We start from the raw sequence: 24275 nt of genomic DNA, 5'->3' as shown, positions 1-24275 counted from the left end.
GCAACGTCTGACTCGACCGCCAGCCAGGTCAGCATCGGTCCGGGCACCACCGAACCGGCAAACGCCTACGCAAGCGCCGAAGCTGGGAAGAGAGCTCCTCACCCCAGCCTGACGAGGCGTCAGCAAAGTCAGCATTAGGTCAGCAAGAGTCCTGCCACAGCCGCCCACAGACAGCCGCACTGTGGAATCGCCAACCGCATCGGCCGGAGCCAGCCAGCTGTTCAGACGCCTCCCGGCAAGCAGGTGGAAGACATTGAGAATTACCGACCGCCTTCCGCCCTGCGACCACCAACGCTGACGCGTCTCCGCAGGTCAGCGCACTCTCCCCCGTGGCTTCAACGGCACCGGCGGCAGTTCCGGAGCAGGCAGCGGATCACCGTCGTACCCCTTCACCTCACCGAACCGCCGCCCTTCCATCCAGTCCTGACGGGCCTGTTCGATCTCCTGCTGGGTCCGCCCGATCCAGTTCCAGAACATAGCGGATCCTGCGCGCATCAGTGCAGGTCAGCGCTGTTCCGAATCGGTGAGGGTCAGCAAGCTGCCAGCATCGGTCGTGGAGGAGTCAGCAACCGTGGGTTCCGCTGTCCTGGTTCGTGGGATGGGTTCGTTTTTCAAGGAGTGTGAGCATCCGCGGTCGCGGTGGTCGAAGTGCCCTCACCCTTACAAGGTCCGGTACCGGTCGGCGGCGGGGCGGCAGTTGGAGGAGTCCGGGTTCGCGACCCAGGATGCGGCCGTCGAGCGTTTGACGGAAATCTACAAGGCGAAGAAGGCGGCGCCGCGGGGCCAGGCGAAGGCGGAGCGGATCGCCCGGTACGGGGCGATGCGGTTTGAGGAGTACGCCGGCGAGTGGAAGGCCGGGCAGCGGGATCTGGGGCCGGCGTCGGTGGTGCATCTGGAGTCGCTGCTGAACATCCATCTGCTGCCGCTGCTGGGCAGCCGGCGGATGAACTCCTTCGACCACAAGGTGGTTGAGGGCTTCCTGCAGACCCTGGAGCGTAATGGCATCGGCCTGGCCGCTCAGGCGAACGCCTTCGACAAGCTGAAGGCGATCCTGCTGGACGCGAACCGGCTCGGGCTGTTCGACGACAACCCGGTGGCCGGGGTGAAGACGCCGCAGTACGACCCCAAGCGGGTGGTGATCCCGTCACCGGAGCAGTTGCGGCAGATACGCACCGCCGGCGACGACAGTTTCCTGCTGGTCGCCGACCTGATGAGCGGCTGCGGCATGCGCAACGGCGAGGCGTTCGCGGTCAACCTCAACAACATCGTCGCCGACGACGTCTACCGCATCACCGAGCAGGTCAACCGGACCACCTGCCAGTACGAGCGGCTCAAGCACCGCAAGGTGGGCGAGTACCGGGACGTGCCCCTGCCCGCGCGGGTGAGGCAGAGCATCGAGTGGTACGCCGCCAAGCACGGCACCGTCGACGGCTACCTGCTGCGCCACCCGAGCGACCCGTCCCGCACGTTCCCGCACTACCACATCGCCAACCAGTGGCAACGGATCAAGAAGGCCGGCCAGATCGACATCCCTGACGGGATGGTCGTCTACGGCATGCGGCACTTCTTCGCCTCCAACTGCCTCACGCACGGCGTTCCCATCACCGACGTCGCCGAGTGGATGGGCCACAAGACCATCGAGATCACCTTCAAGATCTACCGCCACCTCATGCCCGGCTCCATCAGCAAAGCCGCCAAGATCCTCAACCTCGACCTCGCCGCATAACAGCCATCCGCAGGAGACCAGAGGGAGCGAGCGCTCGGCGCAGCAGTTCTTCCACTGCTGGCCCCTCCGGCACAAGCCACGCACATACTGGACATCGCCACTGGTAGAAATGGGCCCAGGCCACAGCGACGGGGGGTAGACGACGTGCATGCAGGGCAGGATGGCCAGGCTTTACACAGCGCCGGAGACCACTCGTTACCCGTTCCGCTGCCGGTTCCGCCGCCCTTGCCCACCACTGCACCACTCCTACTCCCCACAGGCCAGTTGGCATGGGACGCGTTGGAGCACCTGATACTGGCACTGGCACTTGAAGTGGATCGTGCCTCAGAGGCCCGAAGGTTCGGGCGCAGCGGCCAAGCGCAACAAGGCGTCGACGTGGTGGGGTTCTTCGATGGTGCGTCTTCTACTGTGTACCAAGCGAAGCGGTATGAAAAGTTCACCCCTTCTGTGTTGCGCCAGGCCGTGGCTGACTATGCAGGCGGGCCTCGTCCCTTCGATGCACGTCGCCTGGTAGTAGTGACGACCGCCAGTGTGCGGGACACGGCACTCGACCTCGAGTTAGTGAAGCAGCGTGGCCGACATCCGGATCTGCTGATCGAGCTGTGGGGCCAAGAACAGCTGTCCGACATGCTGTTCTCACTTCCGGATGTGGTCCGCCGGTTCTTTGGTGAAGCGACCATGCGGGATTTCTGCCGACCGGTCTCTTCCGAGCCTGTGCGGCCCGACGCCTCCGTGCTCGGCGCTGGTGACTTGGACGCGTACTTGGCTGAGTTCAGCAGTTATCTGTCCCAGGATTTGCACGAGCTCATTCCACTGGCCTTGAAGAGAGACGGGGGGACTGAGCCCCTGCTCTCAGCGGACCTCGCTGGGTGGCTACGCGAGGGGCGGCATGCTCAGTTGGTGGGACCTTCTGGGACGGGTAAGAGCCACACCATGCTTCACACGGCGCGGGAGCTTGCCGGGTCAGGCTGCCTACCCCTACTGGTGCAGGCAGCCATATACGAGGGCCGTTGGGAGGAGAGCCTCGACGAGTGCGTCGCTCCCTTCACCAGGCATAACGCAGCTGAGTTGGTCTGGGCTGCGCGGGCTCACGCCTATCCGGTCGTCCTACTCGTCGATGCTCTCAATGAGTGCCCAGGCCACCTCCAGGATCGGCTACTGAAGCAGCTGAGCGGCTGGTGCCGACGCGCGTCAGCAACCCTGCTTTTGAGCAGCCATAGAGATGCCCCCTTGCCTAGGGAACTGATCGGCGACCAATTCCGGGTCACCGACCCGGATGGGGACCGGCGTACCGCGCTATTGCGCTCGTACGGTGCAACTGGCCGGACCGAGGATTACGCTCCCTTTGGTACGGCGTTCGAACTCGCACTGGCGGCACGATTGGTTCAGCAAATTCTCCCAGAAACAGGACGGGTTGGCCTGCTGAGCGCCGTGGTTTCGGAGCACCTTCGTGAATTGCAGCACCCCACTGCCGTCCGCCAGGTTCTCCATCACTGGTCCCTATTAATGGATGAACGCCTGACGGGTTGGCTTCCTCTGGCGGAGGCGATGCGTTCCGCAGCCCTGCTGGCTACGCAGATGGGGGTCTCTGCAAGCGTAGTGGATGATGCACTGCACTGTTCGGTTATACGCATTCGGCAGCAGCGACTCGAGTTCCGTCACGAGTGGTATGCGCGCTTGATAACAGCAGAGTCCCTTGTGTGGCGTTGCAGCAGTGCGAGAGAACTCGCAACGGAGCTCACCCGGCCGCATCGCCGCGGACTCTCCGTCTGGGCAGTTCCGCTAATGAGTGACCGCGACTCGTTGCGTGATCTGCTCCGTGATTTGTCGGACAGCGATCTGCTGACAAAGGCTCTGCGCGGGCAGTTGGGGCCAGCGGCCGACCAGATAATTTTGACTGATGCGTGCCATTGCTTGGAAATCGCCACAGATGCCATATCAGCCTCCGCTGTGGTGGCCGTCGACCCTATTGACCCTCCGTTTCGGTACAAAGTAACGCCAGCTCAGTCATGGAGTGACTACGAACTCGGGCTATTCTCTGCCATAGGTGCGACTGCGCGCGACGGACGCTTGTTAGACCAAATCGTGCTACTTCTACGCAAGACAGAGGAAGGTTTCCGGCAGGGAGCTGCGCACTCTATGGAGCGACATCGGCCTGTCCTGGACTCGCTGATTGCTACAGCACTCGCCGGGCCGTCCAATTTTAACGATGCACGTCTGCCGGCCGATGTTTTGGTGCACGCAGCAGAAGCAAGTTTTATGTTTGCCCACGAGGCAGCTGCACTTCCTGACGGAGCAAAGCTGGCCAGGTGCGTAGGCGGCCTCAGCCGCGGAGAAGTCGCCGTTCCGATGTTACTTTGCTTCTTGCTCCGACATACGGGAGATGCTGCCACCGTAACTCTTACACCGCGCTTGCTCGCCCACGCTTGGAGCACCGGTGCCGCGCATCTTCAATGGGCTGCTCTCGACATGATTACAAGCAACCGCAGCGTAGCGGACACGAACACAACGGCCGAAATCATTGAACTACTGACTGGCGTGAACACGAACGACCTGCTGGTTTCCAGCGCACTCGTCGACGCTCTCCATATTTACGGCCAAATAGATTCTCCGTATCAGGTCCGGGAGATCATGTCGGACATCGCTCGGATTCTCGCCAGCCCGGACCACGCAGACGCTCACGATCACGCTCAACGAATCATCAACAGTCAATTCGAGGACGTAGTCGCGGCACCATTCGCAGAGGCGATCGAATCCCTATCTCCTGAAGATCGAATTAAGCTCACAGCCCTCGCTGTGCAACAGGGGGACGCAGGATTATTTACGGACGTTCTTCTGCATCAGCTTCTTGACAGTCGGGAAGCCATAGCATTGCCTGCATTCCGCTATTGGGCTTCCCACCTCGACGTGCGGGACCCGTTCCGGCAGAACGTCGTCGCGTGTCACGTCCTGGGCATTCAGGGCTGCGCCGCCCACCTGTCCGCCCCGCCCCCATTACTGTCCGGCTTTGCTGGCGCAGACGCGGAAGCCTGGCGCTGCTACGGAGAGATCATCTTCTGGCTGCACCGGCCGGGCCTCTCAGCGGACGAGCAGCGCACTCGGAGTGAGCCGTCGTGGAGACGGCTTACTAGCATTCTGTCCGATGCAGCTGTGGACCCCCTCTACCATCTCTGCCAAATCTCGTACTTGACTGCAAGCACTGAGAAATCCCTGGTGGGCAGCCTTCTTTCGTCCTACCCAGAACACGTACGCGCTGTACTTCATCACGCCTTGACCTACCCAAACAGGCTGAGCTCATTGTTCCCCTTCTCTCCTCCTCACGAGCGCAGCATTGCGGCCCTGAGCTTGCTCAAGGCTGTTGGCGATGAAACTTCGATAGAGCTACTCCATCCGTATCGATCGCATCCCGACCTCGCCGCTGAAGCAGCCGAGACCATCCGCCACCTCAACAGTCGGTAACCGAATCCGGGTTGCATGAAGACCCGTACTTCAAACGATCGATTCAGGCGGGGATCTTTCGAACTCTTACTGAGCAAAGCTGCCTTTTGCGTTTCCAACGGGTGGGGCAAGGCCGATGACACGCTTAAGAAGGGTTCGGCTTCCTGCGGATGGCTGTTATGCGGCGAGGTCGAGGTTGAGGATCTTGGCGGCTTTGCTGATGGAGCCGGGCATGAGGTGGCGGTAGATCTTGAAGGTGATCTCGATGGTCTTGTGGCCCATCCACTCGGCGACGTCGGTGATGGGAACGCCGTGCGTGAGGCAGTTGGAGGCGAAGAAGTGCCGCATGCCGTAGACGACCATCCCGTCAGGGATGTCGATCTGGCCGGCCTTCTTGATCCGTTGCCACTGGTTGGCGATGTGGTAGTGCGGGAACGTGCGGGACGGGTCGCTCGGGTGGCGCAGCAGGTAGCCGTCGACGGTGCCGTGCTTGGCGGCGTACCACTCGATGCTCTGCCTCACCCGCGCGGGCAGGGGCACGTCCCGGTACTCGCCCACCTTGCGGTGCTTGAGCCGCTCGTACTGGCAGGTGGTCCGGTTGACCTGCTCGGTGATGCGGTAGACGTCGTCGGCGACGATGTTGTTGAGGTTGACCGCGAACGCCTCGCCGTTGCGCATGCCGCAGCCGCTCATCAGGTCGGCGACCAGCAGGAAACTGTCGTCGCCGGCGGTGCGTATCTGCCGCAACTGCTCCGGTGACGGGATCACCACCCGCTTGGGGTCGTACTGCGGCGTCTTCACCCCGGCCACCGGGTTGTCGTCGAACAGCCCGAGCCGGTTCGCGTCCAGCAGGATCGCCTTCAGCTTGTCGAAGGCGTTCGCCTGAGCGGCCAGGCCGATGCCATTACGCTCCAGGGTCTGCAGGAAGCCCTCAACCACCTTGTGGTCGAAGGAGTTCATCCGCCGGCTGCCCAGCAGCGGCAGCAGATGGATGTTCAGCAGCGACTCCAGATGCACCACCGACGCCGGCCCCAGATCCCGCTGCCCGGCCTTCCACTCGCCGGCGTACTCCTCAAACCGCATCGCCCCGTACCGGGCGATCCGCTCCGCCTTCGCCTGGCCCCGCGGCGCCGCCTTCTTCGCCTTGTAGATTTCCGTCAAACGCTCGACGGCCGCATCCTGGGTCGCGAACCCGGACTCCTCCAACTGCCGCCCCGCCGCCGACCGGTACCGGACCTTGTAAGGGTGAGGGCACTTCGACCACCGCGACCGCGGATGCTCACACTCCTTGAAAAACGAACCCATCCCACGAACCAACGAACGATTCTGCAAAATTGACACCCTGTAACAAACGAGCTAGCACTTTACCGCTGGTCTCTCGGTGCGAGACCTCGCGAGATCTATCCGCCCATCACTCGCTGCTGCTTCACCCAGGCTTCAACTTCTGACACCTTGAATCGGATCTTGGCATTCGGGCCTGTTCCGAATCTGTAGGTTGCCAGTCCGGAACGCGCGGAATTCTTATAGAGCCATGAGATGGACACGTTCAAATACTCAGCCGTTTCCCTGACATCCATGAAGCACACCGTCACGTTCTCTCCCGAGTTGGCAGATACAACTGTCCAGCGAACCGAGAGAACTCCTATAAGCGCGCTTTAAGGGCTGTTCTCCGGAACCCACATCCATAGTCCGCAAGATCGCCGGTTTGGCTAACCGGCGATCGTCGGCTATGTTGCGTCCCCGCTCGGTTCTGTCCTTGACCGGCGATCACGGTGGTAGGTGTCGGACACGCCGAGTAGCCCTCTAGGTAGAAGCAGAGAGCCGTCCGTCCCAACACCTTGGCTGCCAGGACGCCACGCGCGATATCCCGACCGACCGGCCGGCCGGTCGTCCTTGCTCGCGCGCCAGACACTCCTCCCGGTGTCCCATGACTGACTGCATGGACGGCTTCTCCGGTGGGACAACTGAGCATCCGGTCCAGGGATTCGCGCTTGATTTCTGCTCAGGTTCCGGCGCCTGTTCAGGGAGACTCTCGCCGGTGAGGCGACGGGCCATGAGGTCGATCATTGGCAGGTGAACCACGACTTCGGAGCGGCGCAGTTGCGTCTCGCAGTCTCGACGAGTCTCGGCGCTGTACGAGCCATCTGAACCGCGACGGCTTCCGGTACCTCGTCACAACGCTCAAGGCCACCGACGCGATCGAGAATGTTCGCAGCAACAGCGCGCCGCCATTCACGTGTACGGCCTCAACCACTGGCATAGGGGGCACCGACTGGTGTGCACCTCCACCAACTCGAGCCGGTCGGGGCTTGCGGCCGTACCCTTCCCACTTGGTCACGTCCGTTCCGTACGCCTTGCAGAGCTCGTTTCGTACTCGGCCCGCCCCCCGGTCGTCGTCATGTTGACCGCCGTAGAGACGAGAACCCGCTCGGGCTGCCCCACGGAGGCTCGCTCGAAGTCGAGCAGTCCTGGCCCCTCACGGTCATGCAGCGATCGTGCCAGTTCAGGCTGCTGCCTTAGGGGCTGGGCCCCGCACACGACGCCTGGAGAGGTGGGCGACTACGAGAGGCGGCTGGGTAGGGTCGTGGTACACCGAGCTGGAGAGGCAGTTGCATGGCCAACGAGATTGTGATCGCGCAGACGACCATCGACAACGAGGACCAGGCGAGGGCGCTGGCACGGGGCGCGGTTGAGAGCAAGTTGGCAGCGGGCGTTCACATCGACGGGCCGATCACCGCCGTCTACTGGTGGAAGAACGAGGTCGAGACGGCGCGAGAGTGGCGTATCTCGTACATGACGACGACAGACCGTCTCCCGCAGCTGGAGGCGTGGCTGTCCGAGAGGCACCCGTATGACGTCCCCCAGTGGATCACGCTGCCCGTGACCGGCGGGTCGGAGGCGTACCTGTCGTGGGTTGTTGAGGAGACAACGCGGGACTGACGAGCGACGTGTCGCGTGACGGCGCTCGTGTCCTTAGCTCGCCCGTGTACGAGGGGATCGATTCAGGACGCGAACTGCCGCAAATGATGGGCGAGTTCCCGCTCACTGTCGGGGAGCCAAGCGGCTATTTTCGCGGCGCGCTCCTTGCCCATCGTGTTGGGCTTGGCTTGGGAGGCGGCCGTGAACTGGCGCGACACGTAGACGCCTTGTTCGACGTCGCCTCCGCACAGCAGGGCCGCAGCGAGATCACCGAGGACGACGACGCCGCCATCCGGTAGTTCGTCCCCGAGGCGGTCGACCGCGGTGTCGGCCGTGGCGGTGAGTTCGGATCGACCCAATTGCCCGTACACGGAAAGGGCCAACGAATCCATCCGGTACGGCGTCACGAAGCGGACCCATGCCTGTTCGCTGGTGTGGTCCGCGAAGTCGTACGCGAAGCGTGCTCGGTCAAGCGCACGCAGCGCTCCTGTCTCGTCGCCTACCGCGGCTGATTCCTCCGCGCGCCTTCCGAGGACCCAGGCTGCGGCCGTGGCGTTGCCGTGGCCCCGCACATCCTGGGAAGCCTGGGACAGGAGTTCCAGCTTCCTCTTCGGTGTTGAAGCCCCGTAGCTGGCGTAGGTGAGGGCCAAGGCTCTGAGGGGAGGATGCCCGGCCTTCGCCGCGCACTCAGTCGTGACGTTGTAGTAGGCGCCAGCCTTGTCGTACTCGCCCAGGTCCCAGGCCACCCATCCGGCAAGGGCGGCGGTTTCCCCGGCTGCGATGGTGAGCGCCCGTTCGTGCTCGCCGGCGTGAGGCAGGGCTGCGGTGATCGCGTCAAGGTGGGACTCAACGGTGCTTTGCAGGCGGCGGGCACTGAGATTGAGTTCCTGGACGTGCAGGTCAGCAGCTCGGTTGATGAGCGCGATCGCAGCGGGCGTGTCGATGCGGGAGCCCTTGCTGAGCGCGAAGGCGAGCCGCCCCCAGGGCTCGGCAGCCGCGCTGACGCCGATGGCGGCGCTGCCCAGCAGCTTGCGGCGCTTCACGTCGTCCTGGTCCTCCTCTTCACGGACGTTCCCCCTCCTCCGCCGGGCGCGGGCGGCCTTGGCCTCCCGTAGTAGTTCTTCGAAGGGGACGCCGGAGGCCGCTGCGATGTGGGCGAGTGTGTGGTTCGTAGGGACGTTCTCGAACTTCTCATAGCGGCTGATTTCCCGGCGAGTCATGGTGTCCCGGCCGGAGACAGCGTTGATCGCGTCTGCCTGCTGCTCTTGCGTCCGGCCTGCGTCCGTCCGGAGCCGGAGCAACAGTTCGGCGAACGGATCTGGCATGAGTGTGACCTCTGTCGTGGGCGGAATCCAATCATGGCCCCAATTCCCCCGTGGCTTTCCCCCCTTGACAGATTTTTCCCCCTCTGGATTCCCCTGGTAGACGGCCTCGCAGCGCGGTGCGATGGGCCCATGACCACGTTCCTCAAGTCGGGCAACCGAGGCCAGCCGGTGCTGCTCCGGGACGAGATCAAGTTAGGCGGCCAACTCTTGCCGAATCCGGTCCAGGGCATGGTCCGCGACTTCCCTGATCTCCGGCAGCCGACGGTGCGCCGCGCGCACGATGCGCTGCAATTGGTGAGGAAGGCGCTGGCGGACCGCTTCCTCGACGGCGGTGTGCAGGGACTGCGCGGCGCCGCCGCAGTCGTCAGCGGCCAGCCGTACCTGGGCCACGGTGATGAGCTCGATCACGCGCCATTGTGGGGCGACCGTGGTCGTCGGTACAGGACTGCCCTGCTCGACCAGTTGTACGGCGATGTCGGTCCTGCCGGTGGCCATCAGCCCTCGAAGTCGGATCTCGTGCAGGGCGTAGGGGTTGAACAGCGACGTGTGTTCGGTCTCCTCGAGGAGCCGGTTCGTCTCCTGCATTGCCTCGTCGAACAGAGGCTGGTTCCGGAGGGCGCCGACCGCACGAGCGAGCAGCGGAAGTACGGCTGCTTTCGCCTCGTGGTGCGGTGCGATGGCAGCCGCGTGCTGCAGACGGTCGACAGCGGCTCCGTGGAGGCGAGCCTTGCGCAGCTCGTTGCCGTGCATGCGCAGCACGTAGGAGGTGAAGGCCGGTTCGCCGAAGTAGCGCGCGATGTCGATGCTCTTTGCCGTCCAGCGGGCGGCGGTGCTCAGTCGTTCCTCCGGCAGGACGTTGCCCAGGGCGACGCCGAGGCTGACACGGGCTCGGGCCAAGAGGTGGAGAACGTCCCGCTCCGTGTGCCCGTCCTCCATGCGTGCTTCGAGCCGGGCGACCAGTGGCCACAGCTCGGCGACGGCTTCGGAGGCGTGCCCGGACTGTCGGGCGATCTCGGCGAGGCGGACGGTGGACTCGCCGAACTGGAGCATGGCTCGGTGGTCGGTGTCGCCAGGATCGGTGACGCCGACGATGTGCGGGGGCAGACGCAGGGCCTCGGCGATGTGCCGTCTGGATCCGATGTCGTCGAGGCTCCGTTTTCCGAGTTCGAGGAGCGAGATGTACGTCTTGTCGTAGCCGAGGAGCTTCCCGAGTTCGGACTGGTTCATACCGTGTACGGCGCGGTGGAAGCGGAGGATGGCCCCGAGATCGCGGGTGGCGAGGACGGACTCGGCCTGCGGGGTTGCCCAGTGCCACAAGGTGTGTTGCGAGCGCCGCGCCACCATCGCGCTGTCCATGGTCGGTCACATCCGTGCGTACCAGGCGGCGATGGACTGCTTGTATCCGTCCGGCATGGTCAGGCCGGGCACTTCGTCGGCGGCGAACATGCCGAGCTGCTTGTGCTCGTGACTCACCACGGGGGTCTTGTCCGGGGTAAGGACGGCGCAGCCGTAGGTGACGATCACGACTCGCCGCTCCGGCATGGCCACGGGCAGAGGCTGGTAGATCCACACGTCCAAGAGAGGACCGGCCTTGACCGCCCAACCGGTCTCCTCCTCGATCTCCCTCTCCACTGCCAACTCCGGAGTGCCATCGGAGGGTTCGAGTCGCCCGCCGGGCAGTTCCCACTCCTCGCGTTCGTTCCTCAGCAGCAGTACGCGTCGGTGGCTGTCCACGGCTACGCCCTTAACGGAGACGGGCCAGGTGGGGGGCGTGTACTCCATCGCTCTCCTCGGATTGCACGTACGGCCGGGGGTGGTCGGAACGTAGCACGCGGCCACTGGCGCGAGTTGGGCGTGGGCGAATTGCCCGAGTCGACAACCTGTCGCTTTACCCCCGGTCCAGCGGCGCCGAACAGTGGGACCAATCCATCGCAGCCAAGGAGATCCGTGATGCGCCGAGTTCATCAGCCGTACGCCGACGTCTTCGTGCGCAACCATGTCGATCTGGCTGTGCCGGGAGCCGAGGAGAAGATCGCAGCACGACTGCGGGACACGGGCCTGGTCACTGTCGACGGTCTCGCTTCGCGCACTGCCGTGCTCTCCTTCGCGACCCGGATCATGAATCTGGTGCCGCACCGCGACAGCGACTCGGACGGCCTCACCACTATCCGCGACACCCGCCGTCACGCGCATCGGGCGGGCTTTGCCGGATTTGGAAACGGCCCGCTTGCCCCGCACACGGAACGATCCGGCACCCCCAATCCGCCCCGTCTGATGCTCCTCGTGTGCGGACACGCTGCCACGACGGGTGGGGAATGCCTGCTCACCGACGGGCAAGCCGTGCACGCCGACCTCTTCACCGGCGAGCGGGAGACCGGGGCTGCGCTGGCGCAACCGCGCACCGCGTTCTTCGGCGCTGGAGACGGTCATGCCACGCAGGTGTTCACCGTCCACGACGATCTGAGGGTCTCCGTGCGCCTGCGGTTCGACGGGCTGGCGCGCTGGAACCCGCTCGTTCAGCCCTACCTCCCGCGACTGCGGGCGGCAGCCGGACGCCATCAAGTGCGTCTCGACCTGGCTCCCGGTCAGGGATACCTGCTGGACAACGAACGCTGGCTTCACGCGCGCCGTGCCTTCACTGGCGATCGGCTCTTCTGGCGAGCCCTTGGGGAGCCCCTGTTTCCCATGCTGCGAGGGTTCGCGCCCGCCGCCCCCACCTCCGTCCCTACGCCCATGCTCTCGGAGGCGGGATGTTGACGGACCGAGCCCAAACGCTCGCCGCAGAAGCGACGACGTCCCCCACGTCTCTCGCCGCAGCCGCTGCGGCTTGGGACCAGGCGGACGAGGGCGGCTTCGAGGTCGACTTCCTCCCAGCTGAGCACCGCATTGGGCAGATGAGACGGATCACCAGGGCCCAGCTGCGCCACTGGGACCTGACCACGCTGACCGACGACGCCACGCTCGCCGTTTCCGAGTTGGTCACCAACGCCATCAAGCATGGCAAGGGACAATCGGTCGGGCTCCGGGTGCGACGCTCCCCCTATGAACTGCGCATCGAAGTGACCGACGGCACCCCGAGTCCGGCACGGCTGCGTTCCGCCGGCGTGGCCGACGAGAACGGCCGCGGCCTCTTCCTCGTCGCCGCCCTCGCCCGGGAGTGGGGCGTCAGCAAAGACAGCAAGACGACGTGGTGCATCTTCCGCATCCCTGAGGGGAGGGCGTGATGGCCGCAGTACCGCCGGCGCGCAGATCTGGTGTCGTCTCGCTCTCCCCACGATGGCGTCTGGTTGCCCCTCACCGGCTGCGAGCGGACGGATGGCGCACGCTCCCTGCCCCCGCTTCACTCAAGGAAGCCGGACCCGATGGTGAATCCGGTCGCGGGATCCGGCTTGTCCATGCGACCTCATACAGGAGGGAGAGCAGCGGCGAGGAGACGTGGTGTGACTTCCGGTACGCGAGGGCTCAGACCTCCAGCTGGTCCCCGACCAGCCAAACGACGAGCAGCACAGCTCAGTCACTCCCGTTACGCAGGGCGCTCCGAGGGTCGTTCGCTTGCCTTCGCCCAGTAGTTCGGTTCGAGCATCTCACCAGGCCACGCGGGCTGACGGATCGGGCCCCGAGGCCCCATCTGTTCGAAGTACGGTGCCAGGTCGATCACGGGCGTTCCGTCTACGGCGTCGAGATCGGTGACCAGCAGGTCCCGGCCTTCGACCTTGAGCAACCGCGGGTAGCTGATCGCCAGTTGGTTGGGACGCCGGTGGTTGCGGTGGACGAACGTACCGGTCGCCGGCCAGTTCGGGTTTCCCCGTGGGCTGCGTGCGTGGAGCTCGACGTCTTCGGGTCGCGCCAAGTGGAAGCGCCACGTCACCGTCACGTGGGAGAACTCTCCGATTCCCTGCAGCGTTTCGAGGGGGTACGCCTCGTCGAGCCGGATGATCGATTCGACCCCGCCCTGGTAGTCGTCCTGAACGCGGGTGTGACCCCCGACGACTGTTGCGATCGACTCGACCTCGTACGTCGGCATCGGCGCTCGTTCCTCTCCCTCGGCGTAGCCTGCACGGCGGCCCACAGCCAGCGCCGCGAACCTGCTCTGTGGTCAGCCTATGGTGCGCAGCATGTCCCGAGCCCGGCGGTCCAGTTCGGCGACATGGCGACCGCCGCGCTGCCGGACGGGCGAGAGGTCACTCTGTATGCGGACGATGACGTCGCGGGCACGGCCGGACTGCACGCCGGCCATGGCGTCGAGGGCCTGGTTCCAGGTGGCGCACGCCTCGTCGAGGCGTCCCTGCTGAACCTGGACGGCGCCGAGGTAGCCGAGGGTCACGCTGTGGGTGCGGGCGTACTGCTGGCGGCGGCGGGTGGCCACGCTGTGCTGGAAGTGGATCTCCGCGTCCAAGGGCTGGCCCATGTCGCGCAGGGCACAGGCTGTCTCGTGGGCCAGGGAGGCTTCCTGGAAGAAGCTCACGCGGCTCGGAGCGTCGTTGTTGTCGGCGCGGGAGAGGTCCCGTTCTGCGCGGCTGATGGCGGCGAGGGTGCCGGTGCGGTCGCCGTCGGCCGCGAGGGCTCGTGCGTGGACGATCGCGAGCAGGGCTTTCTCGCGGTGGCTAGCTTGGCCGTAGCGGTCGCGGTTCATGGAGGCGTCGGCCAGGGCGAGGGCGCGGCGGGGGTGTCCAAGGTCCACGGCTTGGTGCGCGAGGGCGCGCAAGATGTGGCCGCCGAGCGGCCCGTCGCCCGCTTCGGCCGCTATGCGGGCGGCGAGAGTGAGGTAGCGCTGGGCGGTGCGGTGCTCGGAGGCGTCGAAGGCCATCCACCCCGACAGGTAGGTCATCTCTGCCACGGCCGAGTAGGTGTCGCGGCGAAGCTGCTCCGTGCGGAACCTGCTGCCGAGCAGGGGCACAGCTTCGTCGCGCAGGTGGCCGGCGAGGGCCGAGCGTCCCGAGGCTCCACCGCGCTGCTGGTCACGAGCGGAGTAGAAGGTCGTCAGATCGCGGACATCGTCGATGTCGGCCTGTGTCACCAGCCGGGGGGAGACTGCTGGGCGCTTCGCCGCCGTGGCAGGAGCGGTTGCCCACCACGAGGCGGTGGGCAAGGCGAGGCCGGCGGCCGAGTACGCCGCGGTGGCCAGCAGCTTGCGTCGGTGCATATCGAGGTCGTCGCTTCCCAGCTCGGCCATCACGGTCAGAGGGTCGACGCTCCAGTCGGAACCGCTGTCGGTTTGGCCTGTGCCTTCACCTTCCAGCCCGAGGTCGGCCAGGGTGAGGCGGCGGCCGAGCCTGCGGGACAGCGTCTCTCGAAGGATATGAGGTGCCTGACCACTCGGCTTTGTGCCCTGCACCCACATGGCTATGTGCGAACGGGAGATGGCGTCCAGCTCACGCACCCCGCTCTCCGCGGCTACCCGGGCGACCGCTGCGGCTGCTTGAGGCTGGGACCAGCCCGCTTCGCGCAGAAGTGCGGCGAGGGCGACGTTTCGCACGCGGGCCATGGGCTGCCCCTTGGTTCCGAAATGATCTTTGACGCATTTGACGGCCTCGGGGGCCACGCAGGCATACCCCCCAGCGGGGATTCACGGTTCGCTCAACGTAGCGACCGGATCACTCACTTTGCACGACGACCCCGGTCAACTTGGCCTGATCTGAACAGGAGTTGTGTCATGCGCCTCTCGCTGGCTCCCCGCCAGGACGCCTGTCAACGCGTCGCGCTCAGCAGGGCGGGCTGCGTCGCTGTTGAGCCGGTTTCACAGCGCAATCAAGCGGTGGCCGCGGCGGAGACAGCGGCGCTCGTGCTGGACGAGGACTCGCCTCTGCCGGAGACCGCTGCCGACGTTGAAGACCTTGCGAGGCGTCTGCGCGGTCACATCGATCAACTCGGCGTCATGCTGCCGAAGGAGGAGCCAGCGCTACGCCGCGCTCAGCAGCTCGGCTCGGCAGCAGTTCCGGACGGCTACATGCCCAGCAGGGTGCATCTGGTCAAACTGGCCGAGGCGGCCCAGGAGCTCGTTGCAACTTTGGAGGCACACGGCACCAGCCGTGCGATTCGGCAGCGGGGACGGCGTTGGTGGACGCCGCCGATCAACCTGCTGCGCGGCACAGTCTTCGCGGTCGCCTTCGCCTGTCTCGTCCTGGCCGCGTCGATGCCCCGGACATGACCGTCACCGGGGCGATTCTGATCGTCCTGATCCTTGGTCCCACGGCATGGCTGGTTCTCCGCGGTGATCGCGCAATCAGTCCCCCGTCGGCGGACGAGGAACCAGCACGGCGCGAGTGAGTCGCCGCCTCACCGGTGACCCCCGGAGCCTCGCCTCACCGACTGTTCGCCGGCCGTTTCGACGGCCCTGAAGCCCTCCCCGGATTCGGGGGCCTTACGGAGATCTTCACGATGAAACGCCTTCCGCGTATCGAGCAGTACGGCCTGATCGGCGATATGCAGACCAGTGCCCACGTCTGCGATGACGGCTCGATCGACTGGCTGTGCCTGCCGCGCTTCGACTCGCCGGCCCACTTCGCTGCGCTGCTCGGCACGCAGAAGCACGGCGCGTGGCGCATGGCCCCGGTCGCTGAGTACGAGGGGGGAGCCGGTGCGACTGCCGCGCGGCGCTATGTCGGTGAGTCCCTCGTGCTCGAGACGGTCTGGACGACGCCCTCCGCCAGCGCGAAGGTCACCGACTTCATGCCGCCGCGCGACGGGGCACCGCAGGTCATCCGGATCGTGGAGGGAACGGCTGGCCAGATCGCCATGGCTTCCACGCTGCGTGCCCGCCCTGGCTACGGCCGGGTCAGCCCGTGGATCCATGAGCAGGGCGGACGCATGATCGCTGAGGGCGGAGGGGACGCCCTGTGGCTGGACACGTCCACCGGGCAGGTTGAGAAGGACGGCGCGATCGTCAGCTCCTTCACGGTCACCGCCGGCGAGAGCGTCGCCTTCGTACTGAGCTGGGGGCCTTCCCACGGTGTCGCGCCGGAGCTTCCGGATCCCGAGGCGGCGCTCGCCGCGACCCTCGGGTTCTGGGAGGACTGGACGAGCCAGTGCAGCTACGACGGCCCGCACTGGGAAGCAGTCGTCCGGTCGCTGATCACCCTGAAGGCGATGACGTACGCCCCCAGCGGCGGCATCGTCGCAGCGCCGACCACGTCGCTGCCGGAAGAGATCGGTGGCCGCCGGAACTGGGACTACCGCTACACCTGGCTGCGCGACGCCTCCACCACCCTGGGCGCATTGCTCGGTTCGGGGTACGGGCAGGAGGCCGAGGCGTGGCGGCGGTGGCTGCTGCGGGCCGTGGCCGGCGATCCGGAAAACCTGCAGATCATGTACGGGATCACCGGAGAGCGGGATCTGCCGGAGCGGGAGCTGGGGTGGCTGCCCGGCTACGAGAACTCCGGCCCGGTCCGGATCGGCAACGGGGCTGTGGACTCCAAAGTCATGGCCTGGGCCGCGATCGACAAAACCATCCGCCTGGTCGAAGCCGCCGCCCTGGACGCCGACCTGTTCGCCCTGATTGAACTGCGCGAGGCCATCCACCAAGAGGTGTGCACGCGCGGATTCGACCCGGTCCGCAACACCTTCACCCAGTTCTACGGATCACAGGAAGTCGACGCCGCCCTCCTGCTGATCCCCCGGGTGGGATTCCTGCCGCCCGACGACCCCCGCGTGCTCGGGACGGTGGACGCAGTACGCCAGCAACTGTCCACCCCGGATGGCCTCATACGGCGATACCCGACCGCCGGCGACCGCATCAGGCTCGACGGCCTGAACGGCGACGAGGGCACCTTCCTGCTCTGCTCGTTCTGGATGGTCGACGCACTCGCCCTGACCGGCCGCCTGGACGAAGCCCACGCTCTCTTCGACCGACTCCTGGCCCTGCGCACCGACCTCGGCCTGCTCGCCGAGGAGTACGACCCCACCACCGGGCGACAACTGGGCAACTTCCCGCAGGCGTACAGCCACATCGGCGTCATCGGGTCCGCACTCCTGCTGCAGCAGCTCGACGCGGGGGCGCCCGCGGCCGAGCCCGACGTGCTCTTGGCGGCGGGTGTCTGATGAACACAACCGCCACCACCATGGTCATCGTGCTCGCCGCTGCGGCCATCGTCGCCGTGGCAGCGGCCTGGGTTACCCACCGCCGCTGGCAGCAGACACGGCGGCAGGCACACCTCCTGGCCCGCGAACAACAGGCCACCGAGGACGCCCTGCAGAAGCTGGTCCACGAGACGCTGCCGCAGATCCACAAGTCGGGCGGTCGGATCACGGTGCCGGCCCCCGCACCGGAACTGGCCGGCACCGCGGTCGGTGAGCAACTGACCAACGTGGTCAAGGCCACTGCCGGCGTCGTCCAGGCCGTGGTCCGCGACATCCAGTACGCGGCGCACCAGGAGATCGAGCAGGCGAAGACACTCGGGGCGCAGGAGATGCGGCGTTCGCATACCGCCGCTCAGGAAGAGATCGCTCGGGTAAGTGCCACTGCCGTGCGGTCGACTGAGGCTGCAGTGCGCAGTGTGTCGTCGGCGCTCGTGGGCATGGCCGCCAAGACCAGCCGCAAGGTCAGCGAGGGCGTGCGCGAGCACGAGGACGACGCCGCGTTCGAGACTCTGACCGGTATCGACCACACCGTGCAGCAGATGCTGCTGGTCGCTCAGGGTTGGACCATCCTGGCAGGCGGCAAGCTGACCCGGCACTGGCCCACGACGACGCTGACCGATGTGGTGCGGGCTGCGATGGGCTACGTCGAGGACTACCAGCGTGTACAGCCTCAGGAACTCACCGTCGCGGTGAAGACCCGAGTGGTTGGGCCCGTGGTGCATACCCTCGCGCTCTTGCTGGACAACGCGCTGCGCTTCTCGCCACCACAGTCGCGAGTGCATGTGTCCTTCGAACAGGGCCACCACGGAGTCACCGTCTTCGTCGACGACAGCGGCCTGCAGATGACGCCGGAGCAGCTCGACAGCGCCCGGGACATCCTCACCGGGCAGCGCACGGACGACATCACGCAGCTCGGCGCCCGCCCGCAGACCGGGTTCCGAGTCGTCGCCGCCCTCGCGCGCGCCTACGGATTCCGGGTCGATGTCCAGGCGCCCAACTCCCTGCTGGGCACCCGCGCGCTCCTCACCCTCCCCCAGGAGCTCCTCACCACGGCGCCCCAGGCGCCGCCGGCATCCTCGCAGGCGGCACGGGAGGTTCCGCCAGCCGGTCTGGCCTCCGCCTCCACCGGCCGGCTCCCTGCGCTCGCCGCGGTTCCGGCAACCACACAACCCGCGCTCACCCCCGTCCCGCCGGCGGCCGGGGAATCCGACCAGGAGGGTTCCGCTGTCCGCACGACCGCCGGCGGACTGACGGTGCGCAGCCGCCGCGCCACACCCGTCTCCGCTCCCGTTCCCCGCCCTGTCAATGCCGAGCCGGGGCGTGCGAGCGTGATCGCCGCCTGGGCCCGTGGCACTCAGCGCGCCCGCGCCGAGCAGGGCGCCCACGCCTCCACTACCGACGCCGAGCAGGGCACCCACGTCTCCACTGCCGACAACGACCAAGGACACGACGCATGACCGACAAGAACATCGGCTGGCTCCTCGAAAGCCTCGAAGAGACCGCCGGCGTGGAATACGCCGTGCTGGTCGCCGCGGACGGCATGAGCCCGGCCTACACCGACCGGCTGCCGCGCGAGCGCGCCGAGAAGATCTCGGCCATCGCCTCCACGCTGTGGGGAGCATCGTGGGCCTACGACCGGGAGACGAACGGCGGCGGCGTCCGCCAGCTCGTCATGGAGTCGGTCGACCACATCTCCCTGCTCATCCCGGCTGGCGACAACACCATGCTCGCCGTCCGAACCGACAGCCCTCACGCGGACATCGGTGTGATCAGCTATGCCGCCCTGCGCCTGGCCGCGAGCGTGGGCAACCAACTGGGCGTCCAGAACCGCATCGCCGACGTCACGGAAGCACCTCTGGCATGAGCAGGCCGCGGCACGACCCGGATCTGGTCAGGCCCTACGTCCGCACGGGCGGACGTACCCGCCCCAGCAAGGACGTGCGCCTGGAGAGCCTGGTCTTCGCCGCGACCGGCACCCGTCCCGGCCTCAACCCGGACGCACGGCGCGTGCTCGCCCTGTTCGCACCCGCGCAAGGCGGAGGGCTGGTCGTCGCCGAGATCGCCTCCGCACTCGCCCTCCCGCCCTCGACCACCCGGATCCTCGTCGCCGACCTCATCGGACACGGACTGATGACCCTCGCCCAGGGCCAGGACGACGACCGGCCCCCGGTCTCACTCATCGAAAGGGTTCTGAATGGACTCCGCGCTCACGCCTGACCGGTTCGTCGCGCGCACGGTGACGGCTACCGCGAAGATCGTGGTCGCCGGAGCCTTCGGCGTGGGCAAGACCACCTTCGTCGGCAGCGTCTCCGAGGTGCCTCCGGTCCACATGGAGGAGACCATCACCCGGGCGAGCGCCCTCGTCGATGACCTGGCCCGCACGCCTGCCAAGTCCACCACCACCGTCGGCGTGGACTTCGGACGCAAGCACCTCAGCGACGACCTCGTGCTCTACCTGTTCGGCACCCCCGGCCAGGCCCGATTCAGCTTCCTCTGGCAGGAGTTGATCATCGGTGCCCTCGGCGCCCTGGTCCTCGTCGACCCCCGCGACCTGGACGCCTCCCACGAAATCCTCGGCCTCCTCGAAGAGAACGGCGTCCCCTACGCCGTCGCGGTCAACCAGTTCGACGGCGCGCCCCGACACCCGCTCGAAGAAGTCCACGAGGCCCTCGCCCTGGAGGGACACACGCCGCTGACCGTGTGCGATGCGCGCGAGCGAGCGTCCTGCATGCAGGCCCTGATCCAGCTCACCGAATACCTCGCCCGTCTCGCGCACCGGCTGGAGCCCCGACCGTGAGCACCGCGACCCGCCGCATCCCCCTGTACGAACCGGACTTCGCCCAGAATCCGCACGCCGCCTACCAGCGCATGCGCGAGCAGTTCGGCCCTCTGGTCCCCGTGGACCTGGCCCCTGGCGTGCCCGCCACGCTGGTCGTCGGATACGAGGAGGCCCGCCGCATCCTCGGCGACCCGCAACGCTTCCCCGCCGATCCGCGCCGGTGGCAGACCTCCGTCCCCGACACCTGCCCCGTCCGGCCGATGATGGAGTGGCGTCCCAACGCCCTGCGCTCGGCCGGCGCCGAGCACACCCGCTACCGGGCCGCGAACACCGCCGCCCTCGCCGCTGTCGACCAGCACGCGCTCCGCGACCACGTCGAACTGGTCGCCGAACAGACCATCAACGCCTTCAAGCACGGAGGCAAGGCGGACCTGCTGTCCCAGTACGCCTGGCCCCTCGCGTTCCAGACGCTCAGCCACCTGCTCGGCTGCCCCGACGAGGTCGGCCACCGGATCGCAGACGGAATGGCGAAGATCTTCGACGGAGTCAACGCCTCCATCGGCAACCAGATCATGGCCCAGGCCGTCGCGGACCTCGTCGCCCTGCGCCGCCGAGAGCCCGGCGACGACGTGACCAGCAGGCTAATTGTCCACGTCGCCCGGCTGGACGACACCGAGATGGGCCAGCAGCTCATCACCCTGTACGGGGCGGGCATCGAACCCCTGACCAACCTGATCACGAACACCCTCCTGGAGATGCTCACCAACAGCGAGTTCTCCGGTGACCTGCACGCCGGCGACGCTTCCGTCCGCGAGGCCCTGGACAGCGTCCTCTATCGCGACCCGCCGCTCGCGAACTTCGCGATGACCTACCCACCCCGCCCGGCCGACATCGGCGGGTACCTGCTGCCCGCGGACCAGCCGGTGGTCATCAGCTATGCCGCTTGCAACAACGACCCGGCCCTGGGAGGACACCGGCCTCTGGGCAACCGGGCCCACCTCGCCTGGGGCGCCGGCCCGCACGGCTGCCCGGCCAGCTCGCACGCCTACCTCATCGCCGAAGCCGCCATCCTCCACATCCTCGACGCCCTGCCCGAGATGGACCTCGACGGCCACCGCGACGATCTCGTCTGGCGCCCCGGCCCCTTCCACCGCTCGCTGGTCGCCCTCCCCGTCACCTTCCCCTCAAGCTGAAAGAGGCCACAACGTGTCCGAACGGCAGATACTCGTCCTCGACCCCACCGGATCCGACCCGGACGCCGAACACCAGGTCCTGCGTGACCGCGGCCCCGCCACTGTGGTGGACATCCTCGGCGTGCGCGCCTGGTCCGTCTCCGACCCGGCCCTCCTTAAGCAGCTTCTGACCAGCAAGGACGTCTCCAAGGACGGCCGCGCCCACTGGCCGGCCTTCGCCGAGACCGTCCCCACCTGGCCGCTGGCCCTGTGGGTGGCGGTGGAGAACATGTTCACCGCCTACGGCGACAACCACAGCCGCCTGCGCCGCATGGTCGCCCCCGCCCTCTCGGCGCGCCGCACCGCCGCCCTCCAGGCGGACATCGAGGCCCTCGTGAACAGCATCCTCGACGACCTCGCCGCCCTCCCGGCCGACGAGGTGGCCGACCTTCGCGAGCAACTCGCCTACCCGCTCCCGATCGCCGTCATCGGCGAGCTCATGGGCGTCCCCGCAGACCGGCGCACCGAATTCCGCACCGTGGTGGACAACGTGTTCGCCACCCATCTCTCCGCCGAGGAACAATCCGCGAACACCGCCGCCCTGTACGGCCTGCTGGACGCCCTGATCGAGATCAAACGCACCGAGCCCGACGAGGACATGACCTCGCTGCTGATCGCCGCCCGCGACGACGAGGGCGACGGCTCCGCCCTCAGCGATACCGAGCTGCGCGACACGCTCCTGCTGATGATCAGCGCCGGGTACGAGACCACCGTCAACGTCATCGACCAGGCCATCACCACCCTGCTGTCCGAGCCAGAGCAGCTGGCCCACGTCCGGGACGGCCGCTGCACCTGGGAGGGCGTGGTCGAGGAGACCCTGCGCCACCAGCCCGCGGTCAAGCACCTTCCCCTGCGCTATGCCCGCAGCGACATCGCCCTCCCGGACGGGCAGACGATCAAGACCGGCGAGGCGATCCTCGCCTCCTACGCCGCCGCCAACCGGCACCCCGACTGGCACGAGGACGCCGACCGCTTCGACGCCACTCGCCCCAGCAAGGAACACCTCGCCTTCGGACACGGCGTCCACTTCTGTCTCGGCGCCCCACTCGCCCGACTCGAAGTCGCCACCGCCCTACGCCTGCTCTTCGAACGCTTCCCCGACGCCCAACTCGCCACGGACAGGGCCGCACTGAAGAGACTGCCGAGCCTGATCAGCAACGGACACACCGCCGTCCCCGTGCGCCTGCGCCCGACGTCGAACCGCTGACCGACACCGACGAGGAAGACCACCATGACCGCCCACGCCCCAACCTCGCCCCTCACACAGTCCGAACGGCGCCTCGCCCAGCACGTCGTGGACGGCCTGAACGCCCGCGAGATCGCAGCCGCCACGCATCTAACGGCCAACACCGTCCACTCCACCCTGCGCAACGTGCGCGGTAAATTGCACTGCCCCGAACGCTGCTCCCTCGCCGTCGTCGCGCACCGCCTCCTCGACGCCGGAGAGATCACCACGCCCACGACGGACGCGCCCGCACCCGAATTGAGCGCCGAGCAGATCAGCCTGCTGAAAGCCGTCACCGAGCACACGCGGCCCCTCGACATCGCCCGCGCCGCCAAACTTGCCCCCGCCGACCTACGCGCCGCGCTCGACCAGCTCCTCGCCGACACCGGGTCGTCGGACACCACTCGCCTGGTCGTCCAGGCCCACAGCTGGAACCTGCTGACTGCCAAGCAGACCAGCACGGTGCAGAGCGGAGCGCCCCAGTGAACGCCTCCCCCGTTCCCACGGCCGTCGAGCCGTCCACCGCTCCCATGCACCAGCGACCGGCAGCGCTACCACCCGTGTACGAGATGCGCTCGCTGCGCACGGACGCGGCACGCGCTGAAGCCGCCGCACTCGTCCAGGACCGGCAGCGCTGGCTCACCCTGCGCGGTCTGCCCGTACCCGCCCGCGCCGATGTCCCGACTCGTCTGATCACTCTCTGGGCCTCCGACTTCGCCGCCCGCCTCGATCTGCCGCACGTACGAGCAGAAGCCCTAGCCCGTCACCCACTCGACGCCGACCCCATCGCCCGCTTCCTGAACCGCCTCACCGACATGGGCTGGGACCTGCACGGCACCGGAACCGGACAGACCGGCGAACGAGTCGCCCGCCTCGAACTCGCCGCAGAGCATCGGCCTGGACTCGGCGCCCTTGTCGACTGCAGGGTCCACGAGCCTCGGTCCGCCATGGACGAGCGGAGCGTCGCGTGAAGACCGCCGAACCGCTGCGGCCGGAGCTCGCTCGCGAGCTGATCACCCTCGCCGAGCAGTCAGCGGAGCGCCAGGCACAACGCGTCCGCAACCAGCTTGACGCCGTCCAACTCGGCCAGGGTCGGCACGCCGACCATGCCAGCGCCAAGGTGTTGCGCCGCATCCTGGCCGACCACAACTGGCCCGGCCGCCGTCTCGTCGGCCCCGACGGCGCACGCGCTGCCTGGATAATCGCTCTCCACTCCGACGACGAACCCGACTTCCAGCGGGCAGCCGCCGTCCTGCTGCGCCGCGCCGTCCAAGGCGACGACGCACGGATCCAGCACTGGGCACATCTCCACGACCGTGCGCTGATCAACAACGGGCACGACCAGGAATTCGGTACCCAAAATCTCCTCGGTGCCAATGGGATCAAGCTGTGCGCCCTGCGCGAGCCCAGCACCCTAGACCAGCGAAGGGCTGGCATGGGGCTCCCACCAGTCGCAGTCGTCTTGGAGAAGATGCGACACCGTTTCCCGCCCACGCGCGGTGACGGCGACTCCCCGACTGTCGTGCTCGCGGGGGCCGCATGACGGAAGACGGAG

General features: G+C 66.9%; 23 protein-coding genes and 1 pseudogene. 16 read left to right on the top strand and 8 right to left on the bottom strand.

Going from position 1 to position 24275, the window contains the following annotated elements; all coding sequences use genetic code 11:
• Positions 1-312 precede the first annotated feature (312 nt).
• Positions 313-477: pseudogene (locus PBV52_RS46165) on the bottom strand (pirin family protein); the annotation flags it as partial.
• A 265-nt stretch (positions 478-742) separates the two neighbouring features.
• Here PBV52_RS46165 and PBV52_RS46160 point away from each other — a divergent pair.
• Both PBV52_RS46160 and PBV52_RS46155 read left to right on the top strand, forming a co-directional pair.
• On the top strand, positions 743-1726 hold the full coding sequence (locus tag PBV52_RS46160) for a tyrosine-type recombinase/integrase (RefSeq protein WP_373921981.1): 984 nt from the start codon (positions 743-745) through the stop codon (positions 1724-1726).
• A gap of 144 nt (positions 1727-1870) precedes the next feature.
• Positions 1871-5185: an ATP-binding protein gene (locus PBV52_RS46155; RefSeq protein ID WP_346283504.1), complete on the top strand. Its 3315-nt coding sequence runs from the start codon at positions 1871-1873 to the stop codon at positions 5183-5185.
• 156 nt (positions 5186-5341) lie between these two features.
• Here the strand turns inward: PBV52_RS46155 and PBV52_RS46150 are convergent, their stop codons facing one another.
• Together PBV52_RS46150 and PBV52_RS51945 are read right to left on the bottom strand one after the other, a co-directional pair.
• The gene (locus tag PBV52_RS46150) at positions 5342-6325 is read right to left on the bottom strand and encodes a tyrosine-type recombinase/integrase (RefSeq protein WP_373921981.1); all 984 of its coding nucleotides are present in this window, start codon (positions 6323-6325) and stop codon (positions 5342-5344) included.
• Positions 6326-6564: 239 nt separating this feature from the next.
• Entirely contained in the window at positions 6565-6741 is a 177-nt protein-coding gene (locus PBV52_RS51945; RefSeq protein WP_373921980.1) for a helix-turn-helix domain-containing protein, read from the bottom strand.
• A 1036-nt stretch (positions 6742-7777) separates the two neighbouring features.
• Between PBV52_RS51945 and cutA the strand changes: the two genes are divergently transcribed.
• A complete protein-coding gene (gene cutA, locus PBV52_RS46145) occupies positions 7778-8104 on the top strand; it encodes a divalent-cation tolerance protein CutA (protein ID WP_274247623.1) in 327 nt (108 codons plus the stop codon).
• Positions 8105-8166: 62 nt separating this feature from the next.
• Here cutA and PBV52_RS46140 read toward each other — a convergent pair whose 3' ends face one another.
• From PBV52_RS46140 to PBV52_RS46125, 3 genes are all read right to left on the bottom strand, one after another.
• Positions 8167-9126, bottom strand: coding sequence for a transcriptional regulator (locus PBV52_RS46140; protein WP_274250035.1), 960 nt, complete (start codon positions 9124-9126; stop codon positions 8167-8169).
• Positions 9127-9600: 474 nt separating this feature from the next.
• On the bottom strand, positions 9601-10764 hold the full coding sequence (locus PBV52_RS46130; RefSeq protein WP_274247621.1) for a helix-turn-helix domain-containing protein: 1164 nt from the start codon (positions 10762-10764) through the stop codon (positions 9601-9603).
• A gap of 6 nt (positions 10765-10770) precedes the next feature.
• A complete protein-coding gene (locus PBV52_RS46125) occupies positions 10771-11190 on the bottom strand; it encodes an NUDIX domain-containing protein (protein WP_274247619.1) in 420 nt (139 codons plus the stop codon).
• A gap of 168 nt (positions 11191-11358) precedes the next feature.
• On the opposite strand from PBV52_RS46125, the gene PBV52_RS46120 reads away from it, so the two are divergent.
• Together PBV52_RS46120 and PBV52_RS46115 are read left to right on the top strand one after the other, a co-directional pair.
• A complete protein-coding gene (locus tag PBV52_RS46120; protein ID WP_274247617.1) occupies positions 11359-12165 on the top strand; it encodes a TauD/TfdA family dioxygenase in 807 nt (268 codons plus the stop codon).
• Between the two features lie 137 nt (positions 12166-12302).
• Positions 12303-12632 (top strand): ATP-binding protein, encoded by a 330-nt coding sequence (locus PBV52_RS46115; RefSeq protein ID WP_274247615.1) that lies wholly within the window; start codon positions 12303-12305, stop codon positions 12630-12632.
• Positions 12633-12931: 299 nt separating this feature from the next.
• Here PBV52_RS46115 and PBV52_RS46110 read toward each other — a convergent pair whose 3' ends face one another.
• Positions 12932-13432, bottom strand: coding sequence for an SAM-dependent methyltransferase (locus PBV52_RS46110; RefSeq protein WP_274247613.1), 501 nt, complete (start codon positions 13430-13432; stop codon positions 12932-12934).
• Between the two features lie 72 nt (positions 13433-13504).
• A complete protein-coding gene (locus PBV52_RS46105) occupies positions 13505-14893 on the bottom strand; it encodes a Tat pathway signal protein (protein ID WP_274247610.1) in 1389 nt (462 codons plus the stop codon).
• 168 nt (positions 14894-15061) lie between these two features.
• Between PBV52_RS46105 and PBV52_RS46100 the strand changes: the two genes are divergently transcribed.
• From PBV52_RS46100 to PBV52_RS46050, 11 genes are all read left to right on the top strand, one after another.
• The gene (locus PBV52_RS46100) at positions 15062-15556 is read left to right on the top strand and encodes a DUF6415 family natural product biosynthesis protein (protein ID WP_274247609.1); all 495 of its coding nucleotides are present in this window, start codon (positions 15062-15064) and stop codon (positions 15554-15556) included.
• 230 nt (positions 15557-15786) lie between these two features.
• A complete protein-coding gene (locus PBV52_RS46095) occupies positions 15787-17445 on the top strand; it encodes a glycoside hydrolase family 15 protein (protein ID WP_274247607.1) in 1659 nt (552 codons plus the stop codon).
• A complete protein-coding gene (locus tag PBV52_RS46090; RefSeq protein ID WP_274247605.1) occupies positions 17445-18941 on the top strand; it encodes an ATP-binding protein in 1497 nt (498 codons plus the stop codon). Before PBV52_RS46095 ends, PBV52_RS46090 begins: the two co-directional genes overlap by 1 nt.
• Positions 18938-19348, top strand: a complete 411-nt coding sequence (locus PBV52_RS46085) for a roadblock/LC7 domain-containing protein (protein ID WP_274247603.1) — start codon at positions 18938-18940, stop codon at positions 19346-19348. Before PBV52_RS46090 ends, PBV52_RS46085 begins: the two co-directional genes overlap by 4 nt.
• On the top strand, positions 19345-19701 hold the full coding sequence (locus PBV52_RS46080) for a DUF742 domain-containing protein (RefSeq protein ID WP_274247601.1): 357 nt from the start codon (positions 19345-19347) through the stop codon (positions 19699-19701). The genes PBV52_RS46085 and PBV52_RS46080 overlap by 4 nt, the downstream gene beginning before the upstream one ends.
• Positions 19679-20281, top strand: a complete 603-nt coding sequence (locus tag PBV52_RS46075) for an ATP/GTP-binding protein (protein ID WP_175309475.1) — start codon at positions 19679-19681, stop codon at positions 20279-20281. Before PBV52_RS46080 ends, PBV52_RS46075 begins: the two co-directional genes overlap by 23 nt.
• A complete protein-coding gene (locus tag PBV52_RS46070) occupies positions 20278-21456 on the top strand; it encodes a cytochrome P450 (protein ID WP_274247598.1) in 1179 nt (392 codons plus the stop codon). Before PBV52_RS46075 ends, PBV52_RS46070 begins: the two co-directional genes overlap by 4 nt.
• Positions 21457-21469: 13 nt before the next feature.
• Positions 21470-22702 (top strand): cytochrome P450, encoded by a 1233-nt coding sequence (locus tag PBV52_RS46065; RefSeq protein ID WP_274247595.1) that lies wholly within the window; start codon positions 21470-21472, stop codon positions 22700-22702.
• 24 nt (positions 22703-22726) lie between these two features.
• On the top strand, positions 22727-23206 hold the full coding sequence (locus PBV52_RS46060) for a LuxR C-terminal-related transcriptional regulator (RefSeq protein WP_274247593.1): 480 nt from the start codon (positions 22727-22729) through the stop codon (positions 23204-23206).
• The gene (locus PBV52_RS46055) at positions 23203-23691 is read left to right on the top strand and encodes a hypothetical protein (protein ID WP_373921979.1); all 489 of its coding nucleotides are present in this window, start codon (positions 23203-23205) and stop codon (positions 23689-23691) included. Before PBV52_RS46060 ends, PBV52_RS46055 begins: the two co-directional genes overlap by 4 nt.
• Positions 23688-24263 (top strand): DUF6624 domain-containing protein, encoded by a 576-nt coding sequence (locus tag PBV52_RS46050; RefSeq protein ID WP_274247591.1) that lies wholly within the window; start codon positions 23688-23690, stop codon positions 24261-24263. Before PBV52_RS46055 ends, PBV52_RS46050 begins: the two co-directional genes overlap by 4 nt.
• Positions 24264-24275: the final 12 nt, after the last annotated feature.

Source organism: Streptomyces sp. T12 (genome assembly GCF_028736035.1).
Lineage (GTDB): Bacteria > Actinomycetota > Actinomycetes > Streptomycetales > Streptomycetaceae > Streptomyces.
This window is presented reverse-complemented; position numbering and strand designations above follow the sequence as displayed.

Excerpts from the sequence above, each read along its gene's own strand:
- PBV52_RS46125 (WP_274247619.1), bottom strand. The coding sequence starts at position 11,190 with ATGGAGTACACGCCCCCCACCTGGCCCGTCTCCGTTAAGGGCGTAGCC.
- PBV52_RS46080 (WP_274247601.1), top strand. The coding sequence starts at position 19,345 with ATGAGCAGGCCGCGGCACGACCCGGATCTGGTCAGGCCCTACGTCCGC.
- PBV52_RS46100 (WP_274247609.1), top strand. The coding sequence starts at position 15,062 with ATGCGCCTCTCGCTGGCTCCCCGCCAGGACGCCTGTCAACGCGTCGCG.
- PBV52_RS46115 (WP_274247615.1), top strand. The coding sequence starts at position 12,303 with ATGAGACGGATCACCAGGGCCCAGCTGCGCCACTGGGACCTGACCACG.
- PBV52_RS46075 (WP_175309475.1), top strand. The coding sequence starts at position 19,679 with ATGGACTCCGCGCTCACGCCTGACCGGTTCGTCGCGCGCACGGTGACG.
- PBV52_RS46110 (WP_274247613.1), bottom strand. The coding sequence starts at position 13,432 with ATGCCGACGTACGAGGTCGAGTCGATCGCAACAGTCGTCGGGGGTCAC.
- PBV52_RS46130 (WP_274247621.1), bottom strand. The coding sequence starts at position 10,764 with ATGGACAGCGCGATGGTGGCGCGGCGCTCGCAACACACCTTGTGGCAC.
- PBV52_RS46095 (WP_274247607.1), top strand. The coding sequence starts at position 15,787 with ATGAAACGCCTTCCGCGTATCGAGCAGTACGGCCTGATCGGCGATATG.
- PBV52_RS46060 (WP_274247593.1), top strand. The coding sequence starts at position 22,727 with ATGACCGCCCACGCCCCAACCTCGCCCCTCACACAGTCCGAACGGCGC.
- cutA (WP_274247623.1), top strand. The coding sequence starts at position 7,778 with ATGGCCAACGAGATTGTGATCGCGCAGACGACCATCGACAACGAGGAC.
- PBV52_RS46090 (WP_274247605.1), top strand. The coding sequence starts at position 17,445 with ATGAACACAACCGCCACCACCATGGTCATCGTGCTCGCCGCTGCGGCC.
- PBV52_RS51945 (WP_373921980.1), bottom strand. The coding sequence starts at position 6,741 with ATGGATGTCAGGGAAACGGCTGAGTATTTGAACGTGTCCATCTCATGG.
- PBV52_RS46105 (WP_274247610.1), bottom strand. The coding sequence starts at position 14,893 with ATGGCCCGCGTGCGAAACGTCGCCCTCGCCGCACTTCTGCGCGAAGCG.
- PBV52_RS46120 (WP_274247617.1), top strand. The coding sequence starts at position 11,359 with ATGCGCCGAGTTCATCAGCCGTACGCCGACGTCTTCGTGCGCAACCAT.
- PBV52_RS46085 (WP_274247603.1), top strand. The coding sequence starts at position 18,938 with ATGACCGACAAGAACATCGGCTGGCTCCTCGAAAGCCTCGAAGAGACC.